Source organism: Listeria ivanovii subsp. londoniensis, from assembly GCF_000763495.1.
Taxonomy (GTDB): Bacteria; Bacillota; Bacilli; order Lactobacillales; family Listeriaceae; genus Listeria; species Listeria londoniensis.
The window spans coordinates 603,847-625,439 of sequence record NZ_CP009576.1 but is presented as its reverse complement, the minus strand read 5'-3'; the positions used below and the strand labels follow the sequence as shown (position 1 = coordinate 625,439).

Here is a 21,593-nt window from a genome sequence, read left to right as displayed (position 1 = left end):
AATAATAATTCAATTTGAAAGCGTTGTCAATAATAATTATATTAAATAATATTTTATCAACAAATATAACGTAAACATTTATATTAACTATATTTTGACATATAGAATTTTTTTTGATATAATTAACATAAATGCTAAGATATATAGATAAGGGACATAAAAAACAGTGAGGTGAAACACATGCAATTAGAAGTCAATGAAGAAGCTTTACCTGTGTACGAATCGTTAGCCAGTAAGGTGAGAATCAAGATTATTCAGTTGCTTTCAAGAAATAAAATGAGCGTCAAAGAATTAGCCAATGCTTTAGGACTTAGTAGCGCAATCATCACGATGCATATTAAAAAATTGGAAGATGCAAATATTATAAAAACAGAAAAAGTAGGTCAAAAGAAAATTTCTAGTTTACGTGTAGATAAAATCGACATCAATTTTCCCGAAAAAATATTCAATGCTTTCGACTCCAAAGAAACGTTTATTCCAGTTGGTCATTACACCAATTATTCAGTAGAACCCACTTGTGGTTTAGCAACGATGAATGAATTTATTGGCGAAGTAGATGAACCAAAATACTTTATAGATACTCGTCGAATGGATGCCCGTATCCTTTGGTTTACAAAGGGATTTGTGGAATATCAAACGCCTAATTTTCTTTCTAAAAATGAAAAATTAGAAATGCTGGAAATTTCAATGGAAATTTCATCTGAATTTCCTTTTGCCAATGATAATTGGCCTTCAGATATTACTTTTACTTTAAATGGTGTAACATTAGGTACATGGACGAGTCCAGGAGATTTTGCAGACATACGAGGAAAATATACACCGGATTGGTATCCAGATAATTTGAATCAATATGGTTTACTTAAAACAATCCGTATTACAAAACATTTAACGAATATGGATGGTGTCGCTTTATCCGATATTACTATTGCCGATATTCCAAACAATGAAGATACTTGGCATTTACGTATTGAAGTAAAAGATGATGCCAAAAATGCTGGTGGTTGTACACTTTTTGGTCGCGGATTTGGAAATTATGATCAAGATATTAAGCTGAAATTTTTTTATAGTTAAATTCATTTTGAAACGAAGGAAAAAGAGCTTTAAAAAAATCCAGATACCAATCAAATAGATTGGCATCTGGACTTATTTTTGCGCAAAAATAAGAACACCTTTGCTGAAAAAAGTAATTAAATCAATAAACTAGCAAAGTGTTCTTATGTTTAAAAATTATACCTCAAATCAAGTCATTCTTCCTCTAGATTTTAGCTTTCAGTCAGGAAAAAATAATATTACTTTTACCATAGATGAACTAATAGAAAGTATTCTTGAGAAACGTTTTCTTCCTTTTCATCGTTATTTCATCAATCTCCGCAAAACATAGGAAAGTCCAAACCACAAAATAACACTAATAAAAATCGTCACTACCCATCCAAATGTATTATGTTCAAGTGGAAGTGGCATGTTCATACCGAAGAATCCAGTAATAATTGTCGGTACCGTCAACAAAATCGACAACGCTGTAAGTATTTTCATCGTATCATTTAAATTATTGTTCAAGATATTATTATAGGTTCCAGATAACTGTTGCAAAATCTGTGAGCTTAAATCTGTCATTTCCACCAATTGTCTAGCTTCGATTAAAGCATCTTCAAACTGTTCTTTTTCCACTTCATTTAAACCACGATACACCATGTGCGCTTTCATTTGTTCAAGTAATGCTGCATTTTGTTTGGAGGCAGATACAAAGTAAACAATCCCCGTCTCCAAATCCGATAAAGAAAGTAAATTCTTTTTAGTCGTTTTAATTTTCAGCTTATCATTGATTGTCTTTCTTTCCACATCCATTTCTTCTACATAAGGAAAAAAAGAATCCATAATAATATATAAACTACTAAATAAAAATTGATACAATGTCTTATTCGTATTATCTTTTAAATGTCTTTTCATTTTTTCACTAATATATTGATTGTTTTTATTAGTAAGTGTTACTATTTGCGAGCCTTTAATAATAAACACCATTGGTATTGTCTCATGATGATTATCTATTTTTCTTTGATCAGGAACATTAAAAACCAACACAAAAGTATTTGTTTTTTGATCGTATTCAAAATGAGCTCTTTCATTTCTATCCAGAGAGTACGCAATGACTTCCTCATCCACTCCATAATTCGCATAAGACTCTTCCGGTTTATTGGTTTCGTCCATATCAATGTTAACCCAGCTATACTGCTTATTTCCAAAGTGTGTCTGAAAAAGCATGTAATCATCCTCTCGCATAAAAAAAAGCTATTTAGAAATAAGCTCTCTTCTCATTATTCTATACATAATTATAGCACAGAACCTGGGAAATTCTGTGCTACAATTATCTTTTAAGGAGTGTTTATTTGTCATAAAATAATTAAAAACATTTCTACGGGGGAAGTGATTTATCTTTAATTAAATTATTTCAAACAACAATCTCTATGGGATAATTACATCTTACATGACTTTTATTTCTTAGTCAAGTCTTTTGTTACAAAAATATTTCATTACATATCTAAAATGAGATTTTACATAGTTTGAGTAACATTATTGCAATAAACGTGATATTTTTATATCGGTTCATCACTATGCTATAATTAAGTAGGAAATATCTTTTATAGGAGGAGTAGGCATGTCAAATAATGAAGCAACAGCTTATATTGGTACATATACCAAAGTCGAAAGTCAAGGAATTTACCGCCTTGTAATCGACAAAACAACTGGTGAAATCAAAGAAAACACTCTAGCAGGAAAGATGGACAACCCAACATATCTTAAAATTTCAGATGATGAAAAATTTGTTTACTCTGTAGCGAAAGATGGCGATAAAGGCGGAATTGCAGCTTTTTCCATTGAATCTGATGGTTCACTTGCTTTCATCAATCAAGATTTAGCAACTGGGAACCCACCTTGTTACGTTGATGCGTCTCGTGATGGTTCAATTGTTGTATCCGCTAACTATCATTTAGGAACAATCGTTAGCTACCCAACTGAAAATGGCGAATTAAAGCCTTCTGTTTCAACGATTCAACATGTTGGTAAAAGTATCCATGAACGCCAAGAAAAGCCTCATGCTCACTTTGCTGGATTCACACCAGACCAAAATTATGTAATTACATGTGATCTTGGTACAGATAAAGTAACTACTTATTCTGCTATTGCTGGTAAATTAGAAAAAGTAACTGAATTAGATGTAAAACCAGGAAGCGGCCCACGCAACCTCGTGTTCCATCCAAATAATAAATTTGTTTATATCATGACAGAATTAACTTCAGAAGTTATCTTTGCTGAATATGACAAAGCAACTGGCGAACTCAAAGTTATCCAAACAATTGAATCTCTTCCAGCTGACTTTGACAAAGAGAATAAAGGCAGTGCTATCCATATTTCTCCAGACGGCCGTTTCTTATATGTCTCTAACCGTGGCCAAGATGCTATTGTAGGCTTTGCTGTTGCCGAAGATGGCACGTTAACGCTTGCAACAACAACACCTGTAGAAGGAGTAGGACCTCGTGACTTCGACCTTAACTATACTGGTGAAATTCTAGTCGCAACAAACGAAAACAGCAACAACGTAACTGTTTTCAGCGTTAATAAAGAATCTGGAGCCCTTACATTACTCCAAAAAGATGTAAAAGTTCCAGAACCAGTTTGTATCAAATTTGTAAAATAACTTAAAAAGGCAGAAGAACTTTTTTCAGGTTCTTCTGCCTTTTCTCATACTAAAATTGTTTTTCCAGCTTCTACATAGCTTAGATCGTTTACTACTTCAATTGCCCATTCTCCATTTTCAAATACAAGCTTCGTTACACTCGCATTGGCAAGTTCTGGGTCGACTAATTCCGGATTAAAGAAGGAAACCATCGCATTTATCGCCATACCATGTGAAATGACTAAGACATTGGCATCAGCTACTTTCGTTTCTGTGCAAACTTTTTGCAAAGCCGCTTTCAATCGAAGCTCCATCGCATCATAAGTTTCTGACATACCTGTTTCATCCATTTTTTCCACTGTTTCACAAACAATCCGGTAACCATCATCGCCAAAACTATCAAAAGCTTCTTCTAATGTTTCAAATCCTAGATGCTCCATCACTTTACCAAACATAACATCCTCTAGTTCACCTTCAAATTTTCCAAACCCAAATTCACGAAAACCGGGTACTTCATTGATTTCTAAATGCGTTTGATTGCTTTCACTTAAAACAATTTCAGCCGTTTCAATTGTACGTCCTCGGTCACTTGTATAAATCGCTTCAAAAGGAATTTCACGAAGTCCACGACCCAAAAATTGTGCCACTTCGATTCCTTCATTTGTTAACGGTGTATCCGACCAACCTTGCACACGACGACTAGTATTAAACATCGTCTTCCCATGTCTCACTAAATAGACATTTAATTTTCTAGCGGTCACTTAAACTCCCCCCTTGCGCTTGTTTACCAGCTTCTACATAAAACATATTCCCAGGCTCTTCAATAGAATATGCACCATTTTCAAAGATAACTTTGGTCACACTAGCATTTTCGATAATGCGTATATTTTGACTTGGATCGATCATTTCGATAATCCGGTGAATAACCATACCATGGGCTACTACTAGTACATCCCCACTACCAAGTTTTGTTGCATCTACAAGAATTTTTTCTAGTCCAGCTGTTAACCTTGCTTCAAAAATAGTAGAATTCTCTGTCATACCCGTTTCATCTAATTGGTGGACCGTGTCAATAACAATATTGGAATTATTTTCACTCGTCTTATCATAATAGCTTTCAATGGAATCAAAACCATGCTCATTTGCCACCATTTGTAGCACCGTTTGATTATATTCTCCCTCAAACTTGCCAAAACCAAATTCGCGCATTTCTGGTAATTTTGCTAAATTCAAATGATGATTATCGCTTTCTTTCATAACTATCCGCGCTGTTTCGATTGCGCGCCCCCGGTCACTTGCGTATGCGGCTACAAAATTTGTTCCTTTTAACCCACGACCTAAATCATGCGCCACAAGTGCTCCTTCTTCTGTAAGTGGTGAATCTGCCCAGCCCTGTACCCTATCAAGTGTGTTTAAAATCGTCTTACCATGTCGCGTCAAATAAATAACTACCTTGTCTGATGATTCCATGTATACACTCCTTTAAATTAGCACTTCTCCTTTTAATATTAGCAATACTAGCTGTTAATGGCAAACTAATTTATTTTCCATATAAAAAAAGCACTTCCTCTAATAAAAGAGAAAGTACTTCTAAACGTCTTAATGAACACCCTTCATATACTTTTTCAAGAATGGTGCTAAGATGAATAGTGCAATCGCAAAGGCAATTGCAACAAATCCAGTAATTCCGAAATACGCCACTTCTGTATCGGCACTAAAGAATTGTGTTGCTTGTGCGTTGAAAGCTTGTCCCATCGAGTCTGATAAAAACCATAAACTCATTGTTTGAGATGCGAATGCTTTTGGTGCTAATTTCGTCGTTGCTGATAATCCAACCGGTGAAATAAACATTTCCCCAAAAATACAAATGAAGAAACTAAGCACTAACCAAAGTGGGCTTACAAGTGTTGTTGTATTTCCGTGCAAAATCCCTGGAAGCATCATGATAACAAAAGACAATCCGGCGAAGAATAATCCTAAAGCAAATTTGCGCGGAGTAGATGGTTGTCTGTCCCCAAGTCGAGTCCAAATCCAAGCAAATATTGGGGATAGAATGATAACAAATACTGGATTAAGTGACTGGAAATTAGCAGGATTTAAATTAAAACTACCAATTGATAAATCTGTTCTCTCAGCAGCAAATATCGCTAATGTGCTAGATCCTTGTTCTTCTATCATCCAAAATAACACGGCGATTAAAAATAATGGTATGTAAGCAGTTAATCTGGATTTTTCATCTGGTTCTGTTTTCTTACTTGTCATCATCATAATGAAGTAAGCTAGTGGAACGCCTACCCCCATTACGGTTACAGCAAGAATAATTGTGTTGATGGTTAAACTACCTGTAATCAATGTTAAAATAGCAATCAGTAAGCCAATCCCCAAAACAATTCCGATAATCTTAACAATCAGGCTTTTGGTTTCTGATTTTTGAAGCGGATTTGGAACTTTTTGGCCTGCTTCTTTTAAATATCGTTTACCCGTTAGCACATAAACAATTAGTGCTACCGCCATACCAACTGCTGCTACACTAAAACCTGCATGAAAACTATTTGCTTTATCCGAAACAGCTGAAACGATGAAAGGAGCAATGAATGCACCTAAATTAATTCCCATGTAGAAAATACTGAAACCAGCATCACGGCGATTGTCCTCAGCAGGATATAAATCCCCGACCACATTAGAAACATTAGGTTTAAGTAGCCCAGTTCCAAGAATAATAAATGCCATCGAGATAAATAAGGCTGTTGCTCCACCATTTGGTAGTGCTAGTACGATGTGACCGAACATGATGAGTACGCCACCATAAAAGATTGTCTGTCTAGGTCCTAAAACGCGGTCAGCAAACCAACCACCGATAACTCCTGACATGAAGACAAGTGAACCGTAAATAGACATAATGGCTGTTGCTGTTGCTTGGCTGAAACCGAGTCCGCCATTCGCAACGGTATCATACATATAATAAATAAGTATTGCGCGCATCCCATAGTAGGAAAATCGCTCCCAAAATTCAGTATTGAATAAGGTTGCGAGTCCACGCGGATGCCCAAAAAATGTTTTTTCCTTTGCAGGACTATCTGTACTCAAGAAAAATCACCTCTTTCCTTTCTTCTCATATTAAATAAGCTACCATTTTTTTGGTGTTTACGAAAAGTTCATTAACTATTATAATGCATTTGTGTATATTTGACGAGATACTTCTAGAGTTTGATCGCCACGTTCTGAAATACTTGTTAAACCATGTCGTTCTAATTGATTCACAAGTTGTTCCACTACTTCTTCGCCGAGACCATAATCGTTAAATCTAGTCCCCGCACCTAGACTTTCAAAGAACTCACGTGTTTTAGCAATTGCTGCATCTATTTTTGCATCCTCATCACCGTTAGTTATGCCCCATACTCGTTCAGCATATTGCACTAATTTTTCTCGTTTTTCATTTCGACGTACATTTAAAAGTGATGGAAGTACAATGGCTAATGTTCGAGCGTGGTCAATTCCGTAAAGCGCGGTAATTTCATGACCCAAACCATGGCTCGCCCAATCTTGCGGAACACCTCGAGATAGTGTACCATTTAATGCGTTTGTAGCCGACCACATAAAAGTCGCGCGAGTATTATAGTCGTGATTATTTTCGTCGATTACATCTGGTCCAATTTCAATCAATGTTTGTAACAAGCTTTCTGCATAACGATCTTGAAGTAAAGCCCCCACTGGATAAGTCATATACTGTTCCATAACATGCACATACGCATCCATAATTCCATTCGCAAGTTGGCGCGTAGGTAGTGTATATGTAAGTTCTGGGTCAAGTAAAGAAAACACTGGATAAGTAAATGGACTTCCGAATCCAAGTTTAGCTTTCTTTTCAACAAAAGTTACCACGCCACCGCTATTCATTTCAGAACCCGTTGCTGGTAAAGTTAAAACTGTCCCAAATGGAAGCGCTTCTGTAATAGGACGGTTTTCTCCAATTCCACTACCAAAAATATGGATTGGATCCCCGTCAAACAAAGCTCCTGCAGCAACAAATTTTGTACCATCAATAACAGAACCACCACCAACAGCAAGCAAGAAATCATAGTTTTCTTCTTTCACAAGTTTAATTGCTTTTATTAAAGTTTCGTATGTAGGATTCGCTTCAATTCCGCCAAATTCACCGATTTCTCTGTTTTTCAGAACTGCTTTCACTTTATCTAGCGTACCAAATTTTTTAACACTTCCACCACCATATAATAGTAGAACTTTTTTATCTGCAGGAATAACCTGATTTAATTCTTCCAAACGATTTTTACCAAAAATAATATGCGTAGGGTTATAATAATCGAAATTCAACATTTCTTGTCCCATTTTTCTACTTCCTTCTTCCTATTAAAGATTTACATAGCATAGTTAATAATACACTTTTTTTGGAAAATTTAAACCTTTAACCAAAAGTTAAGGCGGATATAAGTAATTAATCACGTTTTTTTCGAATTATCGCAACAACCCATAGTGATTTTCTATACAAAAGACCTACTTTACGTTAGAATAAAAGGGAAGAAGAATGGAGTGAATAACATGTTGATAAAAAACCTTTGTATCCCTAAAATAAATTTAACAACGGTACCTGGAGACGCTACATTACAAGAGGCTATCAATTTATTGGAAGAATCTGGTTATCGCTGTGTTCCTGTATTAGACAAAAAAGGCGAAAAATTCTTAGGTAATATTTATAAAATGCACATTTACAAACATGCTGCAAATGGTGGTAGCTTAAGCGATCCAGTAATGAGCTTAATCAAAAATGCCTCGAAACATATTTGTGTGAATGCTTCTTTCTTTGAAGTATTCTTTACTATTAAAGAGTTACCGTATATCACTGTTTTAAATGAGCAAGGTCATTTTTATGGTATTTTAACGCATGGAAAATTACTTGGACTACTCCAAGATGGTTGGAATGTAAAAACAACAAGTTATGTACTTACGATTGCAACTGGTGAAGTAAAAGGTGCCTTAACAAAAATCACCAAAATCATCGACCGTTATTCAAGTATTGCCAGCCTTATCACACTCGACAATCAATCCGAAGACTTCATTCGCCGCGTGCTTGTATCCTTACCAACTGGTGTAACAGAAGATAAGAAAAATGAGATTGTGGCACACTTAGAACGTAAAGGTTTGCGAGTCGTCGAAACAGAAAAAATTCAAAAATAATAAAAAACAGCTTGAAAGCAAGAGATTATTCTCTAGTTTCAAGCTGTTTTTTTATGCATATATATATTGTTAGTTCAACTATATATAATAGATTTTTTCAATATAAATTTTTCTGTTTAACCCAATTTAAATTGCTGGTTTGTCACTTAAAGTCCAAGGTAAAGTACTTTCGTAAGTTCCATCAGCGACAACTACATTTTGCGGAATAGTTACTTCTGGTTTAGAAGTTTCTGTTGCGGATACTTCGGCAGAACCAAAGCTATCAGACCAAGTTCCCATTCCTTCATCACCACCAAAGTTTGTTGGTGTCGCTGTTTGATTATCATGTGCAGGCATGATTACTAAAATAGTACTTTATCACCTTCTGCTCATACTTGGACAATAGATATTGCTTCATTGATTTCGGTATACCCAACTTTATGTCTGGAATCCCTTCTGGAGAGAATAATGAATACTACTTTGTCCACAAATAAAAGACTTTCCAGGAAATAAGCTCTCCAACAAGTAGATTAAATTTTGTTATTTCATATAATAATCTCCCCTCATCAACTTTGCATAAACCGTTTTATATGATACTATTAGCATAAAACATTTGTGACTGCATATAACTTTTGTTCCGTTATGATGTAGAATGGAGGTAACAAAGATGAAATGGGAAGAAAAAAGAGATATGGTGAAAATCGCTACCTGGTATTACCATTACGGTTGGACCCAAGCACAAATTGCAAAAAAAGTCGGGATATCTAGATCCATCATCTCCAAAACACTACAACGTGCCAAAGATTTAGGGATTGTGGAGATCTTTATTAAGGATGAAACTTATTACACAGTTGACTTAGAACAAAAATTAGAAGAAAAATTTGGACTAGAAGAAGCAATTGTAGTCGCAACACATGATATGTCCGAAGATGAGGCATTGAATTTTCTAGCCAAAGAAGCCGCTTATACGCTCAGTAAACGTATTGCTAAAGTTAATACTCTTGGGATTTCTTGGGGGAAAACGATTCGCAAATTTGCCAATGAATTTCCATATATCCCTCATAAAAATTTATCAATTATTCCCCTTATTGGCGGAATGGGATCCAGTGATATTGATCTTCACTCCAACCAAATCTGTTATGACTTAAAAAAGAAAATGCAGTGCCATTCTAAGTATCTTTATGCACCCGCACTTGTAGAAGATACCGAAATGAAAAACGATTTATCCAAAAATAAATATATTAATGAAGTCTTGGAAGAAGGAAAAAAAGTAGATATGGCGATAGTTGGGATTTCTAGCCCTTATAACCACAGCACAATGGAAGAAATTGGCTATATTACCCCAGAAATTATAGAAGAATTACGTTACAAAGATGTCATTGGCGACATTAATTCTCGTTTCTACACAGCAAACGGCAAAGAAGCTAAAACAAAAATTAATACGCACGTAATCGGCTTAAGCTTGGAAGAATTAAAAAATATCCCTACTGTTGTTGCACTTGCAAATGGACTACATAAAAAAGACGCCCTCGAAACCGCACTCACTGCTGGATTAATAGATGTGATTGTGATAACTGATAGAATGGCTGAATACATTCTTCAAAACAAAGATTAATTAATCTGTTAATCCAAAAAAGTTAAGCTGGTAAAAAGCTCTCTGTCCCAATCAGTTTGAGCTTTTTTTATTTATTTAAAAATAAAAATGTACAATATTTCATTGACGGAAAAATGTTTAAATGTTATATTTAATTTGTGAAATACGACATTTGTCACTATGGGTGACAAATGTCAAATTATCATTAATTAGAATAAAACAGCTTTATCCGGAATTTTATTTTAATAAATGAAAACGATTACTAGGAGGAACTTGAAATGACTTTATACAGACAGTTACTTGCTCGTGAACAAGAAAATAATCCTATTCGTGTCGGAGTTATCGGTGCCGGTCAAATGGGATTCGGGATGATTTCACAAATCGCTGCTATTCCAGGAATGAGTGTAGTTGGTATTAGTGATATTCATGTGGAAGCTGCAAAAAAAGCTGCTGATGCTTACAATGCTACTGCTATAAAAAAAGAAAAAATTCTATTATCAAATAACTTTAAAGAAATTATTCATTCTGATCTGGTAGAAGTGATTGTCGATGCTACAGGTGTCCCAGAAGTCGGAGCAAAAATTTCCCTAGAAACCTTACTTGCTAAAAAACAACTCGTATTACTTAATGTTGAAATTGATATTACAATCGGACCATTGATGAAAAAATTATATGATAGTGCTGGTTTAGTTTATACCGGTTCAGATGGCGATGAGCCTGCCGCAATAACTGAACTTTACGAATTTTCCAAATCCATGGGGATGGAAGTGCTTGTTGCCGGAAAAGGAAAAAACAATAAATTAAAAATCAATGCTAATCCAGATAGTTGCCAAGCCGAAGCAGATGGAAAAAATATGGCTTCTCATATGTTAGCTGCTTTCCAAGATGGTACTAAAACAATGGCTGAAATGAATCTACTTTCCAATGCGATTGGTTATGTTCCTGATGTAGTTGGAATGCACGGTATCTCTGGTGATGTTGATTCTATTATTAAAGATTTAGACTTAAAAGAACAAGGTGGAATTTTAAATAAGTTTGGTGTTGTTGAATATGTCGACGGTTTAGCACCAGGAGTTTTCGTTATTGTTAAAGGACAAAATGAAGGAGTTAGTCATGAGTTAAGCTATTTAATGAAAAAAGGTGAACGCGATCATCACATCCTTTACCGTCCTTATCACTTAGCAAGTCTTGAAACACCACTCACAATTGCCAAAGCTGTTCTTAATCATGATCATGCTATTGTACCAAAAGGCGCGCCAGTTTCAGAAACCGTTGCTGTCGCGAAAAAAGATATTCAAGCAGGTGAAAAACTTGATGGAATCGGTGGTTTCTGTGTTCGTGGCGTCTTAGAAACACATGTTGATATGGCAACAAATGGGCATATTCCAATCGGCTTAATTAGTGGCGAGGTTATAGCCCGTCGAAATATTAAAGCTGGTACTTTCATTACAGACGAAGATGTCACACTTGATGAGTCTACTACCGTTTGGAAACTTAGAAAACTACAAGATGAAACTTTTAGTAATTAATTTAACATGGCGGGAATGGTTATTTCCTACTTTTCCCGCCAATTATAAGGAGGAAAATAGATGAATATCGTTCTAATTGCTTCCCTTATTTTTATCGCTCAGACATTCTTAGCTTTTTTCCAAGTGCGGTATTATCAACACCATATGAATAAAGTCGCGACAAAATATGCTGGAAAAATCGGCTTTCACCTTTATTCCGAAATGGAACGCTTGAAATTCCGCTCAAGTGCCGTTGCAATACTGGTTGTAAATGAAAAACAAGTTGTTCATGAATGTCAGATTTTAACTGGAAAAACGGTTTTTGCAAAATTCAAAACCTTTACCGACTATCAGCAAAAAGAATTATCTGAAATTCTCACTGAATTAACAAATAAACAAAAAAATTCTATCCAAGAAAAAGCAGTTATCAAAACAGTTAACAGTTGTTTGAAAGCGCTTTAATAAATCGAAAAGGAGTGTTTCCGAATGGATTATATCGAATGGTTTGGAACGAACTTTATCGGTCTTTTCGAAGCCGGTGGTAAACAGTTTATAAGTTTTATGACGGGAATTGTCCCTCTTTTAATTGTCCTTTTAACCTTTACTTACTCGATTATTGCTTTTATCGGGGAAGAGCGAGTCAACCGAGCAATCCAATTTTCTGCTAAAAATATGATTTTGCGTTATACGCTTATGCCAGTTTTATCTGTTTTGATGTTAACCAATCCAATGGCTTATACGTTTGGTCGTTTTGTAAAGGAACATCAAAAACCTGCCTTTTATGACTCTGTAGTTTCGTTTTTACACCCAGTAACAGGACTTTTTCCTTATGCCAATGCTGGCGAACTATTTGTTTACTTAGGTATCGCTAATGGGGTTGTTGAAGCCGGTTATAGTATGTCAAGCCTTGCTGTACGTTACTTTTTAGCTGGTATCGTTGTTATCTTAATGCGTGGTGTTATTACTGAAACCATTACGAAATTTCTCATGCGAAAAGAAAAAGTCTGAGATAGATAGGAGGCAAATAAAATGTATCAATCCATTCATGTAAACAAAGGCCAAGGTGGTTGGGGGACCGGGTTCGATTTAGCCCCTAGCGAACCAAGAACAAAAGTAGTTTCTATCACTGGTGGCGGCATTCACCCAGTTGCTAAAAAAATAGCAGAATTGTCTGGCGCAGAAGCAGTGGATGGTTTTAAAAATTCCATTCCCGAAGAAGAAATGATGTGTGTTGTAATTGATTGTGGCGGAACTGCACGAATCGGTGTCTATCCAATGAAACGTATTCCAACGGTGGATGTTCTTCCATCATCTCCATCAGGCCCACTTGCCAAACATATCACTGAAGATATTTTCGTTTCCGGTGTTAAACCAGAAAATATTGAAGTAACAATTACTGACAACAATCCCGGAAAACCTTTTGACCGAGAAAAGTTTAAAGAAGACTACGCAAAAATCAAAGAAGATCAGCAGGAAGCAAGCGAATTAAAAGAAGGCTATCTAGTCAAATTTTCTCGAGGTATTGGTAAAGCAATGGGAATTTTTTATCAAGCTGGTCGCGATTCTGTCGACATGCTGATCAAAAATATCATCCCTTTTATGGCTTTCATTAGTATGATTATTGGTATTATTAATTATACAGGAATCGGAAAATTGATTGCCAATACGCTTTCTCCGCTTGCTGGATCTATTTGGGGAATGTTACTTATCGCCTTTATTTGTAGCTTGCCTTTCCTTTCGCCTATTCTCGGACCAGGAGCTGTTATTGCCCAGGTAATTGGTGTATTAATTGGATCTCAAATCGCGATTGGCGCTATTCCAGTTACTTACGCGCTTCCGGCATTATTCGCAATCAATGCACAAGCTGGCTGTGATTTTATTCCAGTTGGTCTATCTCTTGCAGAAGCGAAACCAAAAACAGTCCAATTTGGTGTCCCAGCTATTCTCTATAGTCGAATGATTACTGGTGTGCTCGCAGTTGTTATTGCATGGGTATTCAGTATTGGAATGTATTAATTTTGAGGAGGAGTTCTCTATGACGAAAAGTAAAATAATCGAAATCGGCCCACTTGTTCCCGCTTTTGAAGAAGAAAAAATTGTGATATTATTCGGCCCAACAGCCACGAATGAGCTACGTGAAATCTCTGTTATTCATGAATTGGAAGAGTTACCAAATAACGCTATTCAAAAAGGAAACAAATTAACTATTGGACAGCAAGAATATATAATAGAAGAAGTTGGTACAGAAGCAAACAAAAACTTAGAAGAACTCGGGCATATCTCCATCTACTTCCGCTCTGGCGAAAATGAAGTGTTACCAGGTGCAATCGTTGTCTCCCCAGAAATTTTTCCAACACTTGCAGTCGGGGATACTGTCCATTTTTAAAATAAAAACTATTTGTGCTCATTTTCACCTTGTCATTCCTCCCTGTTTTCGATATAATTACTTTTATAACGATAATGAAAATCATTTTCAATTAGGGAGGAAATACAATGTATCAAAAGCATAAATGGGCTGCTATCATCATGACTTTACTTTTAGCAGTAGTATTAACCGCTTGTGGCAGTTCTTCAGATAAAGATTCAAGCAAAGAAAAGGAAGACGCAACAAAAACAGTAACTGATGCACTTGACCGTAAAGTGGAGGCACCAACAACACCCAAAAACATCGTCGCACTTCAAAACGTGAGTGAAATGGAGATCTTAGGCGTAAAACCAGTTGGTACACTAGATTATTACATCACTACATATCCAGAAGCTACAAAAGGAACAGAAAGTGTTGGTAATGATAAACCAAATATCGAAAAAGTCGCCAACTTAAAACCAGACTTAATTATTATTAGTGATTACCAAAAAGATCTTTTAGAAAACCTAGAAAAAATTGCTCCCGTATATATCACGCATTTTGGTGATACTCCAGACAAACAACTTAGCAATATGGCCAACCTTTTAAACAAAAAGCCTGAAAAAGAAAAATGGGACAAAGACTATGCAGCAGCGTCCAAAGAAGCAAAAGCAACTTTAAAAGATGCTGGTGTGGAAAATGAAAAAGCAGCTGTGATTCAATTTTATGGAAAAGAAATCTATATTCACGATGCAAAAGTGTTCGACGGACTTTTCTCAGGAGCTGGCTTTACACCAACCGATGCAGCAAAAGCAAATCATGAAACCAAAGCAATTTCTAATGAAGCAATTCCCGAGTACGCAAAAGATGCCGATCGTTTATTCATCTTAATGCCTACGGATGGTAATGACGATTCTATTAATGAAATGCTAAAAGGTGTTTGGAAAGATATTCCTGCCGTACAAAAAAAACAAGTGTATAAAGTAGATAATACAAAATGGAGTGACTATAGTGCTGCTGCTCAGCTTTATCAAGTGGAAGATACAGTAAAACAAATTACAGGAAAATAACAGAAAACCTCGATTCTGAAAGCAGAATCGAGGTTTCTTTTATTTATTTAGTAACTCGTAAATATGATTATTCACTTTGCCAAAGGAAGAAATATTATTTTGAATGTTAGATAATAGAACAACATACGTTCGACCTGTATGACTCATGCTATTGGAAACATTCCAGCCACTTAAAACCCCGTGACTATTATAACTTCCTGGGTCAACGTAAAATCCCATTCCATAACCAGATTTACTTCCTGGTGTAAACATTTTCTTCAAACTTCTTTCAGAGATTAATTTTTCCCCCATTAATGCTTTGTCAAACAAGTATAAATCTTTTGCTGTCATACATATATCTCCACAGCCATACAATTGCGATAAATCTATTAACGATGGAGTTTTATATGTGCCATCTTTTTTTATATAGTAACCGATTGATTCATTCTTTCCCCCATCAACCGTTTTTTGGTTAAATCCAGTATGTTCCATTCTAGCAGGTTTAAATATGTGTTCTCCCAGATAACTTTGCAATGGCTCTCCGCTAAGTATCTCAACCAAATAGGCCAAAACAGTGTAGTTGGAGTCTAAATAGTACCACTTCCCAGGCTGTGCTTTTATCCCCTGATTTTCGATATCTTCAATTAGCTCTTTCGGTGTAATTTTACCACCCGTTTCAGTATGGCCAACAATTCCAGATGTATGATTCAAGAAATTTTTAATGTAAATGTTGTTACCATTCGGAAAATTGGGGAGATATTTAGAAATTGGATCTTCAGTACTTATTTTCCCTTGTTCTTCTAATTGTAAAATAGCTGTTGCAATAATTGCTTTTTGCGAGGAACCGATGTAGTAAAGTGTATCTGGCGTATTCGGCTTATTTGTTTCACGATTAGCATCCAGGTAAGCTTTTTGCACAATGGTTTTCCCATCACGGACAACGAGTACCGAACCACTAAATCCGATTTGTTGTAAATAGTCATCAATTTCCTGATTATTGACAATTGTTTCTGTCGGTTCTTCTTTGACAGGCTTGGGTTTAGCTGGTTTTGACGGTTTAGGCGTTTCCTTTTTTTGTACTGGTTTTTCCTTAGAAACTGCTTGTTGGTCCCTACTTTTGAACTCAACTACAATCCAACTCGTAGTTACAAAAAGTATAAACACAGTACACAACACGATTAGTATGTTTTTTCTTCTTTTCCTTCTATGTCTTTCGCGTCGATTCATTCCATCACTCCTGGTCTAATCATTCAATGATTTTCCCAAAAGATATATGCCTTGCGGGAATTATCCCAAATCCCCACTAGTGCCTAACACCCCAAGTATATAGTAATTTATTCTCTTTCATAAAGCAATGTGAAAATGTACCTATGTTTAGCAGAAAGTTTTTAGTGGTATACTATGGATGGACAATTCGATAAAGCAACAATAAAATTGCTATAAAGGAGACTAGATAAAAATGGTACAAATAACAAAAGGTAAATTTGATGGTTTACAAAGACTCTCCAACGATAAAGGCGTCATCGCAGCGCTTGCGATTGACCAACGTGGTTCACTGAAGAAGATGATTCACCAAGCAAAAGGCACAGAAAACAAGAAGGATGTAGAAGACTTCAAACAACTTGTATCTGAAGAACTTACTCCATATGCGTCTGCGATTTTGCTTGATTTAGAATATGGTACTCCAGCAATTAAAGCTCGTCATGAAGGTAGCGGTCTATTAACTTCTTATGAAAAAACAGGTTATGACGCAACTACTCCTGGTAAACTACCGGATTTAATTGAAGATTTATCCGCTCTTCGCATTAAAGAAAATGGCGGAGATGCAGTGAAAATTCTTGTTTATTATGATCCAGACGAACCAGCTGAAATCAACGAAATTAAATATGCTTTTTTAGAAAGAATTGGTGCCGAATGTCGCGCTGTTGATATTCCATTTTTCTTAGAGCCAATTACTTATGATGCTAAAGTAACAGATTCAGGATCACTTGAATATGCTAAATTAAAACCAGCAAAAGTTAAAGCTTCTATTAAAGAATTCGCTAAACCGCGTTACGGGGTAGACGTTCTTAAACTTGAAGTTCCAGTTAACTTTAAATATGTGGAAGGTTTTGCGGAAGGGGAAGTAGCTTATACGCAAGACGAAGCAGCTCGTCATTTCGAAGAGTGTTCTGATTTAAGCCCACTTCCATTTATTTATCTAAGTGCTGGTGTAACTTCGGAAATGTTCCATAAAACAATTCAATTCGCTAACCAACATAACGTACAATATAGCGGTGTACTTTGTGGCCGAGCAACTTGGGCAGATGGAATTGAAGTTTATGGTAAACAAGGTGACGATGCGCTTCGTGAATGGCTTCGTACCCAAGGGAAAGAAAATATTACTTCACTTGATACATTACTTGATGAAGGTGCCGTTCCTTGGTGGACTAAATATGGTTCGTTTGAAGATATACATGTAGTTGAGAAACAATAGTAGTAATTAAAAAGCCTCCACTAGAAATTTAGTGGAAGCTTTTTAATTTAAAACTCATCTTGGTTCAAATAATTATTCGCGAACTGTGCATAAAGTTCTGCTCCGTTTTTCATGACACTTTCATCAATATTAAAACGACCGTGGTGATGTGCCCATTCTGTTTCTTTTTCTGGATTCCCACATCCAATTAATGCAAAACTTCCTGGCGCTTCATCCATAAAGTAACTAAAGTCTTCGCCGCCAGTTGTTGGCTTTTCAAAGTATAACGCATCTTCTCCAAAAGATTCGACAATTGTTTTTTGAACGAGCAAAGCGCTTTTTTCGTCATTGATAACTGGTTGGGTTCCTTCAGTATAAATCATTTCTGCTGTTCCCCCGTAAATAGCTGCTGTTTGCTTAGCATAGTGTTCGATTGATTTTGCTACTTTGGCGCGAGTCGTGTTATTGAAACAACGAACAGTGCCTTCTAAATGGGCATTTTCAGCGATGACGTTAAATCTTGTGCCGACTTCCATTTTACCAATTGTAACTACAACTGGGTCAAGTGGGTCAGTTTCGCGGGCTACGATTGCTTGTAGATTCATTACGAAAGAAGAAGCCATCACCGTCGCATCAATGGTGTCATGAGGCATTGCACCATGTCCACCTTGACCTGTGAAATCAATTTGGATGATATCTGCTGAGGCGAAGGACGAGCCAACTACACAAGAAACTTTCCCACTTGGAGTTTGGGACCAGATATGAATTCCAAACACGTGGTCGACGCCCTCCATCGCTCCTTGCGCAACCATTTCTTTTGCGCCTTCTGCATTTTCTTCTGAAGGCTGAAAAATAAATCGAACAGTTCCTCTTAGCCCCGATTGAACTTCTTTAAGGGCTTTAGCTGCGGTTAATAACATGGATGTATGGGAATCGTGTCCACAAGCATGCATTTTGCCATCTTCTGTAGATTTATATGCAAGTGACAGGTTTAATTCTTGAACCGGAAGCGCATCCATGTCCCCTCTTAATGCAACCGTTTTCCCAGGTTTCCCACCTACTAAATCAGCAATTAATCCAGTTGGTTCGGTTCGTCGATAGGGAATTCCTACATTGTCGAGTTCTCTGGCAACTTGGTCCGTTGTTCGGAACTCCTGCCACTGTAGCTCTGGATGCTGATGTAAATCACGACGAAATGCAATCATCTCATCTTCTTTTTTTAAAATATGTTGTTTTATTTTGTCATTCATTTGTGTTTTCCTCCGTCCATTTCTTAACTGTATCTAGCACGACTTCTATGCCTTTTTGGAGTTTGTCGTAATCAGTCCATTCTTCCGGTGCATGGCTTATCCCATTATGACTCGGTACAAAGACAAGACCCACTTCAGTCAAATTCGCAAAGATCATCGCATCATGTCCAGCGCCACTAACCATTGTTCGGTATTTGAAATCTAATTTCTCAGCACTCGCGGATAGGGCTTGGTGGATTTCTTTGGATAATTGAGTAGGTTTTTCATAAAGCATTTCTTCTATCTCACAAGTAATGCTGTTTTTTTGAGCTTTGTTAACAACTATTTTCACTTTTTCTAATGTATTTTGGACGTGTTTCTCCTCTTTTGCTCGAACATCAACAGTGAAGACAACTTTATTCGGGATCACGTTAGCACCATTTGGATAGACATTTAATTTCCCAATCGTTAAAACAGTCCCATTTCCTTCTTGGACTGCGAGTTCAGGAAGCTGTGTGAGAATGTGGACAGCCGCTGTCAGAGCGTCTTTCCGATTATTCATCGGTGTTGTTCCAGCATGACCTGCTTGACCATTAATTGTTACTTTTATTTCGGTCAAACCAACAATCGCATCAACTATGGCGACATCTTCACCTGCATTCTCTAAAATAGGTCCTTGTTCGATGTGTAATTCGATAAAAGCTTTAATAGATTCTTTTTCGCGAATAGCATCCGTTACTTTGTTTGCATCAAAACCTAGGCTCGCCATCGCTTCTGCTGCGCTAATTCCATCGCTATCTTCCATCTCATTAAGCATTTCTTTCGTTACTTTTCCTGTAATGGTTCGTGAAGCAAGTAGCCCAGCACCAAAACGTGAACCTTCTTCTTCCACCATTGCAATGATTTCAAGTGGGTAATAGGGTTTATACTTTTGCTCATAAAAGACTGTTGCTACTTCCAATCCAGTAATAACTCCAGCCGGTCCATCAAAAGCCCCGCCATTTGGGACAGAATCAAAGTGTGAACCAACAATAACTGCTGGTAAGTCTGATCTCACACCTTCAAGTCTTCCGTAAATATTTCCAATCGCATCTTCCGTGACCATCAGACCTACTTTGATCATTTCGCTTTTTAAATAATTACGCGCACCTAAATCTTCCTTACTATAACTAAGGCGCGTCGTACCCTCTCCTGGCGTCGCGGTATATGTATCTAATTTTTCTAAATGCTGCTTAATTCGTTCTAAATTTGTTTTCATCTGGCATTCCTCCCATTTCTCATTTTACAGGAATCCTACAAAAATGCCCGCTAAAACAACTGAAACGATGGTTACAGTGACAAATCCGGCAACAAGCATTGGCGGTAACATATGACTAGTCAAAGCATCTCGTTCTTTTTGATCGGTTGTTAATGAATTGATTACTTCATTGGTAATAATATAATCGGCTGGAAAACCATATAAAGCAGTTAACGAAACTGCAAATGCAAGTTCTTTACTAACACCGAGAATTTTCCCGACAATAAAGGAAAAAATATACATTCCGATAATCCCAATAACAATCGTTCCAAACATCGGCCATAATAAATCAAGTAACATTTCTGGTGTTGCATTTTTAAGCCCGTCAAAAATGAACAACATTAGCCCCATAATTGCAAAACCAAAACCATTTGCTTTTTGTAGTGGTTGGCGTTCCAAAAAGCCGATAGATGTTGCAATAACACCGAATAATAAACACAAAACAAATGGGCTAACAGTTAAAATCGGATCAATCAACACCGAACATCCATATGCTAAAAATCCAACGATGCCAAGTCGTAAAAATTTAAAATAATTGGTATTATATTTATCTGGAATTTTTCGGAACAGGCGTGGTGTTTCGTATGTATCATGACCTTCTATTTGAGCTACTTCACTAGTTGGCTTCCATTCTCCTGAACGATATTTAGATAACATCCGAGTTCCTTCTTTTTTTAGCATGATAGAAGTTAATGGGTAGCCTGCAAAGCCTTGCATAACATAGATCAGAATCGCTAGTACAGATAAGCTCACGAGTCCAGCTGCTTGTGCCGCTTCTGACATAATAAGAGATGACACAACTCCACCAACAAGCGGTGGCGCAACTACAACAACTGTCTTAAAGTCGAAAAGTAGTGTTCCAATAGTAAATAGTAAAGCGAGAATTCCTAAAATCCCGGAAATCGCAATTAAAATGGTTTTCCATTGATTCATTAGCTCGCGAACAGAAAGCAAAGTCCCCATGTTCGTAATTAGTAAATACATTAAAAGTGTTGCAACAATCGGTGGTATACCCGCAATTTCCACGATATTACTTGGGAAAAATGTCCAATATCCGAATAAAAATAATATTCCACATACAAAAACGGAAGGGACCCATGCTTTCGTTCGCGTAGCAACAACATCCCCAATAAATAAAATAAGTACAACGATGACAAAAGCTAACATCTGTGACATGTAAAAACCCCTTTTTAATTTTTTGACTTTTTAGAATTATGCTATACTTTTAAAATATTACTACAAATAAAATTGTCAGTCAACTTGATTTTAAAA

20 protein-coding genes and 1 pseudogene are annotated in these 21,593 nt (G+C 36.5%); 11 read left to right on the top strand and 10 right to left on the bottom strand.

Annotation, left to right across the window (positions count from 1 at the left end):
* Positions 1-180 precede the first annotated feature (180 nt).
* Positions 181-1,071 carry an ArsR/SmtB family transcription factor gene (locus tag JL53_RS02985; RefSeq protein WP_003718661.1) on the top strand — a complete coding sequence of 297 codons (891 nt, stop codon included), beginning with the start codon at positions 181-183 and terminating at the stop codon, positions 1,069-1,071.
* A 282-nt stretch (positions 1,072-1,353) separates the two neighbouring features.
* Here the strand turns inward: JL53_RS02985 and JL53_RS02980 are convergent, their stop codons facing one another.
* Positions 1,354-2,259 (bottom strand): magnesium transporter CorA family protein, encoded by a 906-nt coding sequence (locus JL53_RS02980; RefSeq protein WP_038406719.1) that lies wholly within the window; start codon positions 2,257-2,259, stop codon positions 1,354-1,356.
* Between the two features lie 394 nt (positions 2,260-2,653).
* On the opposite strand from JL53_RS02980, the gene JL53_RS02975 reads away from it, so the two are divergent.
* The gene (locus JL53_RS02975; RefSeq protein ID WP_003718659.1) at positions 2,654-3,694 is read left to right on the top strand and encodes a lactonase family protein; all 1,041 of its coding nucleotides are present in this window, start codon (positions 2,654-2,656) and stop codon (positions 3,692-3,694) included.
* A gap of 44 nt (positions 3,695-3,738) precedes the next feature.
* On the opposite strand, the gene JL53_RS02970 is transcribed toward JL53_RS02975, so the two are convergent.
* The 4 genes from JL53_RS02970 to JL53_RS02955 all read right to left on the bottom strand — a co-directional run bounded on the left by JL53_RS02970 (position 3,739) and on the right by JL53_RS02955 (position 8,020).
* Positions 3,739-4,434 carry a histidine phosphatase family protein gene (locus JL53_RS02970; RefSeq protein WP_003718658.1) on the bottom strand — a complete coding sequence of 232 codons (696 nt, stop codon included), beginning with the start codon at positions 4,432-4,434 and terminating at the stop codon, positions 3,739-3,741.
* Positions 4,424-5,143: a histidine phosphatase family protein gene (locus JL53_RS02965; RefSeq protein ID WP_038406718.1), complete on the bottom strand. Its 720-nt coding sequence runs from the start codon at positions 5,141-5,143 to the stop codon at positions 4,424-4,426. The genes JL53_RS02970 and JL53_RS02965 overlap by 11 nt, the downstream gene beginning before the upstream one ends.
* 129 nt (positions 5,144-5,272) lie before the next feature.
* On the bottom strand, positions 5,273-6,760 hold the full coding sequence (locus JL53_RS02960; protein WP_038406717.1) for a peptide MFS transporter: 1,488 nt from the start codon (positions 6,758-6,760) through the stop codon (positions 5,273-5,275).
* A 78-nt stretch (positions 6,761-6,838) separates the two neighbouring features.
* Positions 6,839-8,020: an iron-containing alcohol dehydrogenase gene (locus tag JL53_RS02955; RefSeq protein ID WP_038406716.1), complete on the bottom strand. Its 1,182-nt coding sequence runs from the start codon at positions 8,018-8,020 to the stop codon at positions 6,839-6,841.
* Between the two features lie 210 nt (positions 8,021-8,230).
* Here JL53_RS02955 and cbpA point away from each other — a divergent pair, with 210 nt between their 5' ends.
* Positions 8,231-8,866 (top strand): cyclic di-AMP binding protein CbpA, encoded by a 636-nt coding sequence (gene cbpA / locus JL53_RS02950; RefSeq protein ID WP_038406715.1) that lies wholly within the window; start codon positions 8,231-8,233, stop codon positions 8,864-8,866.
* Positions 8,867-8,992: 126 nt separating this feature from the next.
* Here cbpA and JL53_RS02945 read toward each other — a convergent pair.
* Positions 8,993-9,205 (bottom strand): annotated as a pseudogene (locus JL53_RS02945) (WxL domain-containing protein); the annotation flags it as partial.
* A 307-nt stretch (positions 9,206-9,512) separates the two neighbouring features.
* On the opposite strand from JL53_RS02945, the gene JL53_RS02940 reads away from it, so the two are divergent.
* The 7 genes from JL53_RS02940 to JL53_RS02910 all read left to right on the top strand — a co-directional run bounded on the left by JL53_RS02940 (position 9,513) and on the right by JL53_RS02910 (position 15,361).
* Positions 9,513-10,460 carry a sugar-binding transcriptional regulator gene (locus JL53_RS02940; protein ID WP_003718651.1) on the top strand — a complete coding sequence of 316 codons (948 nt, stop codon included), beginning with the start codon at positions 9,513-9,515 and terminating at the stop codon, positions 10,458-10,460.
* A 257-nt stretch (positions 10,461-10,717) separates the two neighbouring features.
* The gene (locus JL53_RS02935; protein WP_003718650.1) at positions 10,718-11,968 is read left to right on the top strand and encodes an NAD(P)H-dependent oxidoreductase; all 1,251 of its coding nucleotides are present in this window, start codon (positions 10,718-10,720) and stop codon (positions 11,966-11,968) included.
* A 60-nt stretch (positions 11,969-12,028) separates the two neighbouring features.
* Positions 12,029-12,409: a transcriptional regulator GutM gene (locus tag JL53_RS02930; RefSeq protein ID WP_003718649.1), complete on the top strand. Its 381-nt coding sequence runs from the start codon at positions 12,029-12,031 to the stop codon at positions 12,407-12,409.
* Positions 12,410-12,433: 24 nt separating this feature from the next.
* On the top strand, positions 12,434-12,955 hold the full coding sequence (gene srlA / locus JL53_RS02925; protein WP_003718648.1) for a PTS glucitol/sorbitol transporter subunit IIC: 522 nt from the start codon (positions 12,434-12,436) through the stop codon (positions 12,953-12,955).
* A 21-nt stretch (positions 12,956-12,976) separates the two neighbouring features.
* A complete protein-coding gene (srlE, locus tag JL53_RS02920; RefSeq protein ID WP_003718647.1) occupies positions 12,977-13,963 on the top strand; it encodes a PTS glucitol/sorbitol transporter subunit IIB in 987 nt (328 codons plus the stop codon).
* Positions 13,964-13,982: 19 nt separating this feature from the next.
* A complete protein-coding gene (locus JL53_RS02915; protein ID WP_003718646.1) occupies positions 13,983-14,333 on the top strand; it encodes a PTS glucitol/sorbitol transporter subunit IIA in 351 nt (116 codons plus the stop codon).
* 107 nt (positions 14,334-14,440) lie between these two features.
* Entirely contained in the window at positions 14,441-15,361 is a 921-nt protein-coding gene (locus JL53_RS02910; protein WP_038406714.1) for an ABC transporter substrate-binding protein, read from the top strand.
* A 39-nt stretch (positions 15,362-15,400) separates the two neighbouring features.
* Here the strand turns inward: JL53_RS02910 and JL53_RS02905 are convergent, their stop codons facing one another.
* The gene (locus JL53_RS02905) at positions 15,401-16,567 is read right to left on the bottom strand and encodes a serine hydrolase domain-containing protein (RefSeq protein WP_038406713.1); all 1,167 of its coding nucleotides are present in this window, start codon (positions 16,565-16,567) and stop codon (positions 15,401-15,403) included.
* A gap of 232 nt (positions 16,568-16,799) precedes the next feature.
* Between JL53_RS02905 and JL53_RS02900 the strand changes: the two genes are divergently transcribed.
* On the top strand, positions 16,800-17,816 hold the full coding sequence (locus JL53_RS02900; protein WP_038406712.1) for a tagatose-bisphosphate aldolase: 1,017 nt from the start codon (positions 16,800-16,802) through the stop codon (positions 17,814-17,816).
* A gap of 47 nt (positions 17,817-17,863) precedes the next feature.
* On the opposite strand, the gene JL53_RS02895 is transcribed toward JL53_RS02900, so the two are convergent.
* From JL53_RS02895 to JL53_RS02885, 3 genes are read right to left on the bottom strand one after another with little or no spacing between them, the layout of a single operon-like run.
* A complete protein-coding gene (locus JL53_RS02895; RefSeq protein WP_038406711.1) occupies positions 17,864-19,045 on the bottom strand; it encodes a M20 family metallopeptidase in 1,182 nt (393 codons plus the stop codon).
* Positions 19,038-20,282, bottom strand: coding sequence for a Zn-dependent hydrolase (locus JL53_RS02890; protein WP_003718640.1), 1,245 nt, complete (start codon positions 20,280-20,282; stop codon positions 19,038-19,040). Before JL53_RS02890 ends, JL53_RS02895 begins: the two co-directional genes overlap by 8 nt.
* A 24-nt stretch (positions 20,283-20,306) precedes the next feature.
* Positions 20,307-21,497, bottom strand: coding sequence for a hypothetical protein (locus tag JL53_RS02885; RefSeq protein ID WP_003718639.1), 1,191 nt, complete (start codon positions 21,495-21,497; stop codon positions 20,307-20,309).
* Positions 21,498-21,593: the final 96 nt, after the last annotated feature.

What these genes read in the sequence shown, in the direction of transcription:
- JL53_RS02985 (WP_003718661.1), top strand. Translation starts at nt 181, where the DNA reads ATGCAATTAGAAGTCAATGAAGAAGCTTTACCTGTGTACGAATCGTTA.
- JL53_RS02980 (WP_038406719.1), bottom strand. Translation starts at nt 2,259, where the DNA reads ATGCTTTTTCAGACACACTTTGGAAATAAGCAGTATAGCTGGGTTAAC.
- JL53_RS02975 (WP_003718659.1), top strand. Translation starts at nt 2,654, where the DNA reads ATGTCAAATAATGAAGCAACAGCTTATATTGGTACATATACCAAAGTC.
- JL53_RS02965 (WP_038406718.1), bottom strand. Translation starts at nt 5,143, where the DNA reads ATGGAATCATCAGACAAGGTAGTTATTTATTTGACGCGACATGGTAAG.
- JL53_RS02955 (WP_038406716.1), bottom strand. Translation starts at nt 8,020, where the DNA reads ATGGGACAAGAAATGTTGAATTTCGATTATTATAACCCTACGCATATT.
- cbpA (WP_038406715.1), top strand. Translation starts at nt 8,231, where the DNA reads ATGTTGATAAAAAACCTTTGTATCCCTAAAATAAATTTAACAACGGTA.
- JL53_RS02940 (WP_003718651.1), top strand. Translation starts at nt 9,513, where the DNA reads ATGAAATGGGAAGAAAAAAGAGATATGGTGAAAATCGCTACCTGGTAT.
- JL53_RS02935 (WP_003718650.1), top strand. Translation starts at nt 10,718, where the DNA reads ATGACTTTATACAGACAGTTACTTGCTCGTGAACAAGAAAATAATCCT.
- JL53_RS02930 (WP_003718649.1), top strand. Translation starts at nt 12,029, where the DNA reads ATGAATATCGTTCTAATTGCTTCCCTTATTTTTATCGCTCAGACATTC.
- srlA (WP_003718648.1), top strand. Translation starts at nt 12,434, where the DNA reads ATGGATTATATCGAATGGTTTGGAACGAACTTTATCGGTCTTTTCGAA.
- srlE (WP_003718647.1), top strand. Translation starts at nt 12,977, where the DNA reads ATGTATCAATCCATTCATGTAAACAAAGGCCAAGGTGGTTGGGGGACC.
- JL53_RS02915 (WP_003718646.1), top strand. Translation starts at nt 13,983, where the DNA reads ATGACGAAAAGTAAAATAATCGAAATCGGCCCACTTGTTCCCGCTTTT.
- JL53_RS02910 (WP_038406714.1), top strand. Translation starts at nt 14,441, where the DNA reads ATGTATCAAAAGCATAAATGGGCTGCTATCATCATGACTTTACTTTTA.
- JL53_RS02905 (WP_038406713.1), bottom strand. Translation starts at nt 16,567, where the DNA reads ATGAATCGACGCGAAAGACATAGAAGGAAAAGAAGAAAAAACATACTA.
- JL53_RS02900 (WP_038406712.1), top strand. Translation starts at nt 16,800, where the DNA reads ATGGTACAAATAACAAAAGGTAAATTTGATGGTTTACAAAGACTCTCC.
- JL53_RS02895 (WP_038406711.1), bottom strand. Translation starts at nt 19,045, where the DNA reads ATGAATGACAAAATAAAACAACATATTTTAAAAAAAGAAGATGAGATG.
- JL53_RS02890 (WP_003718640.1), bottom strand. Translation starts at nt 20,282, where the DNA reads ATGAAAACAAATTTAGAACGAATTAAGCAGCATTTAGAAAAATTAGAT.
- JL53_RS02885 (WP_003718639.1), bottom strand. Translation starts at nt 21,497, where the DNA reads ATGTCACAGATGTTAGCTTTTGTCATCGTTGTACTTATTTTATTTATT.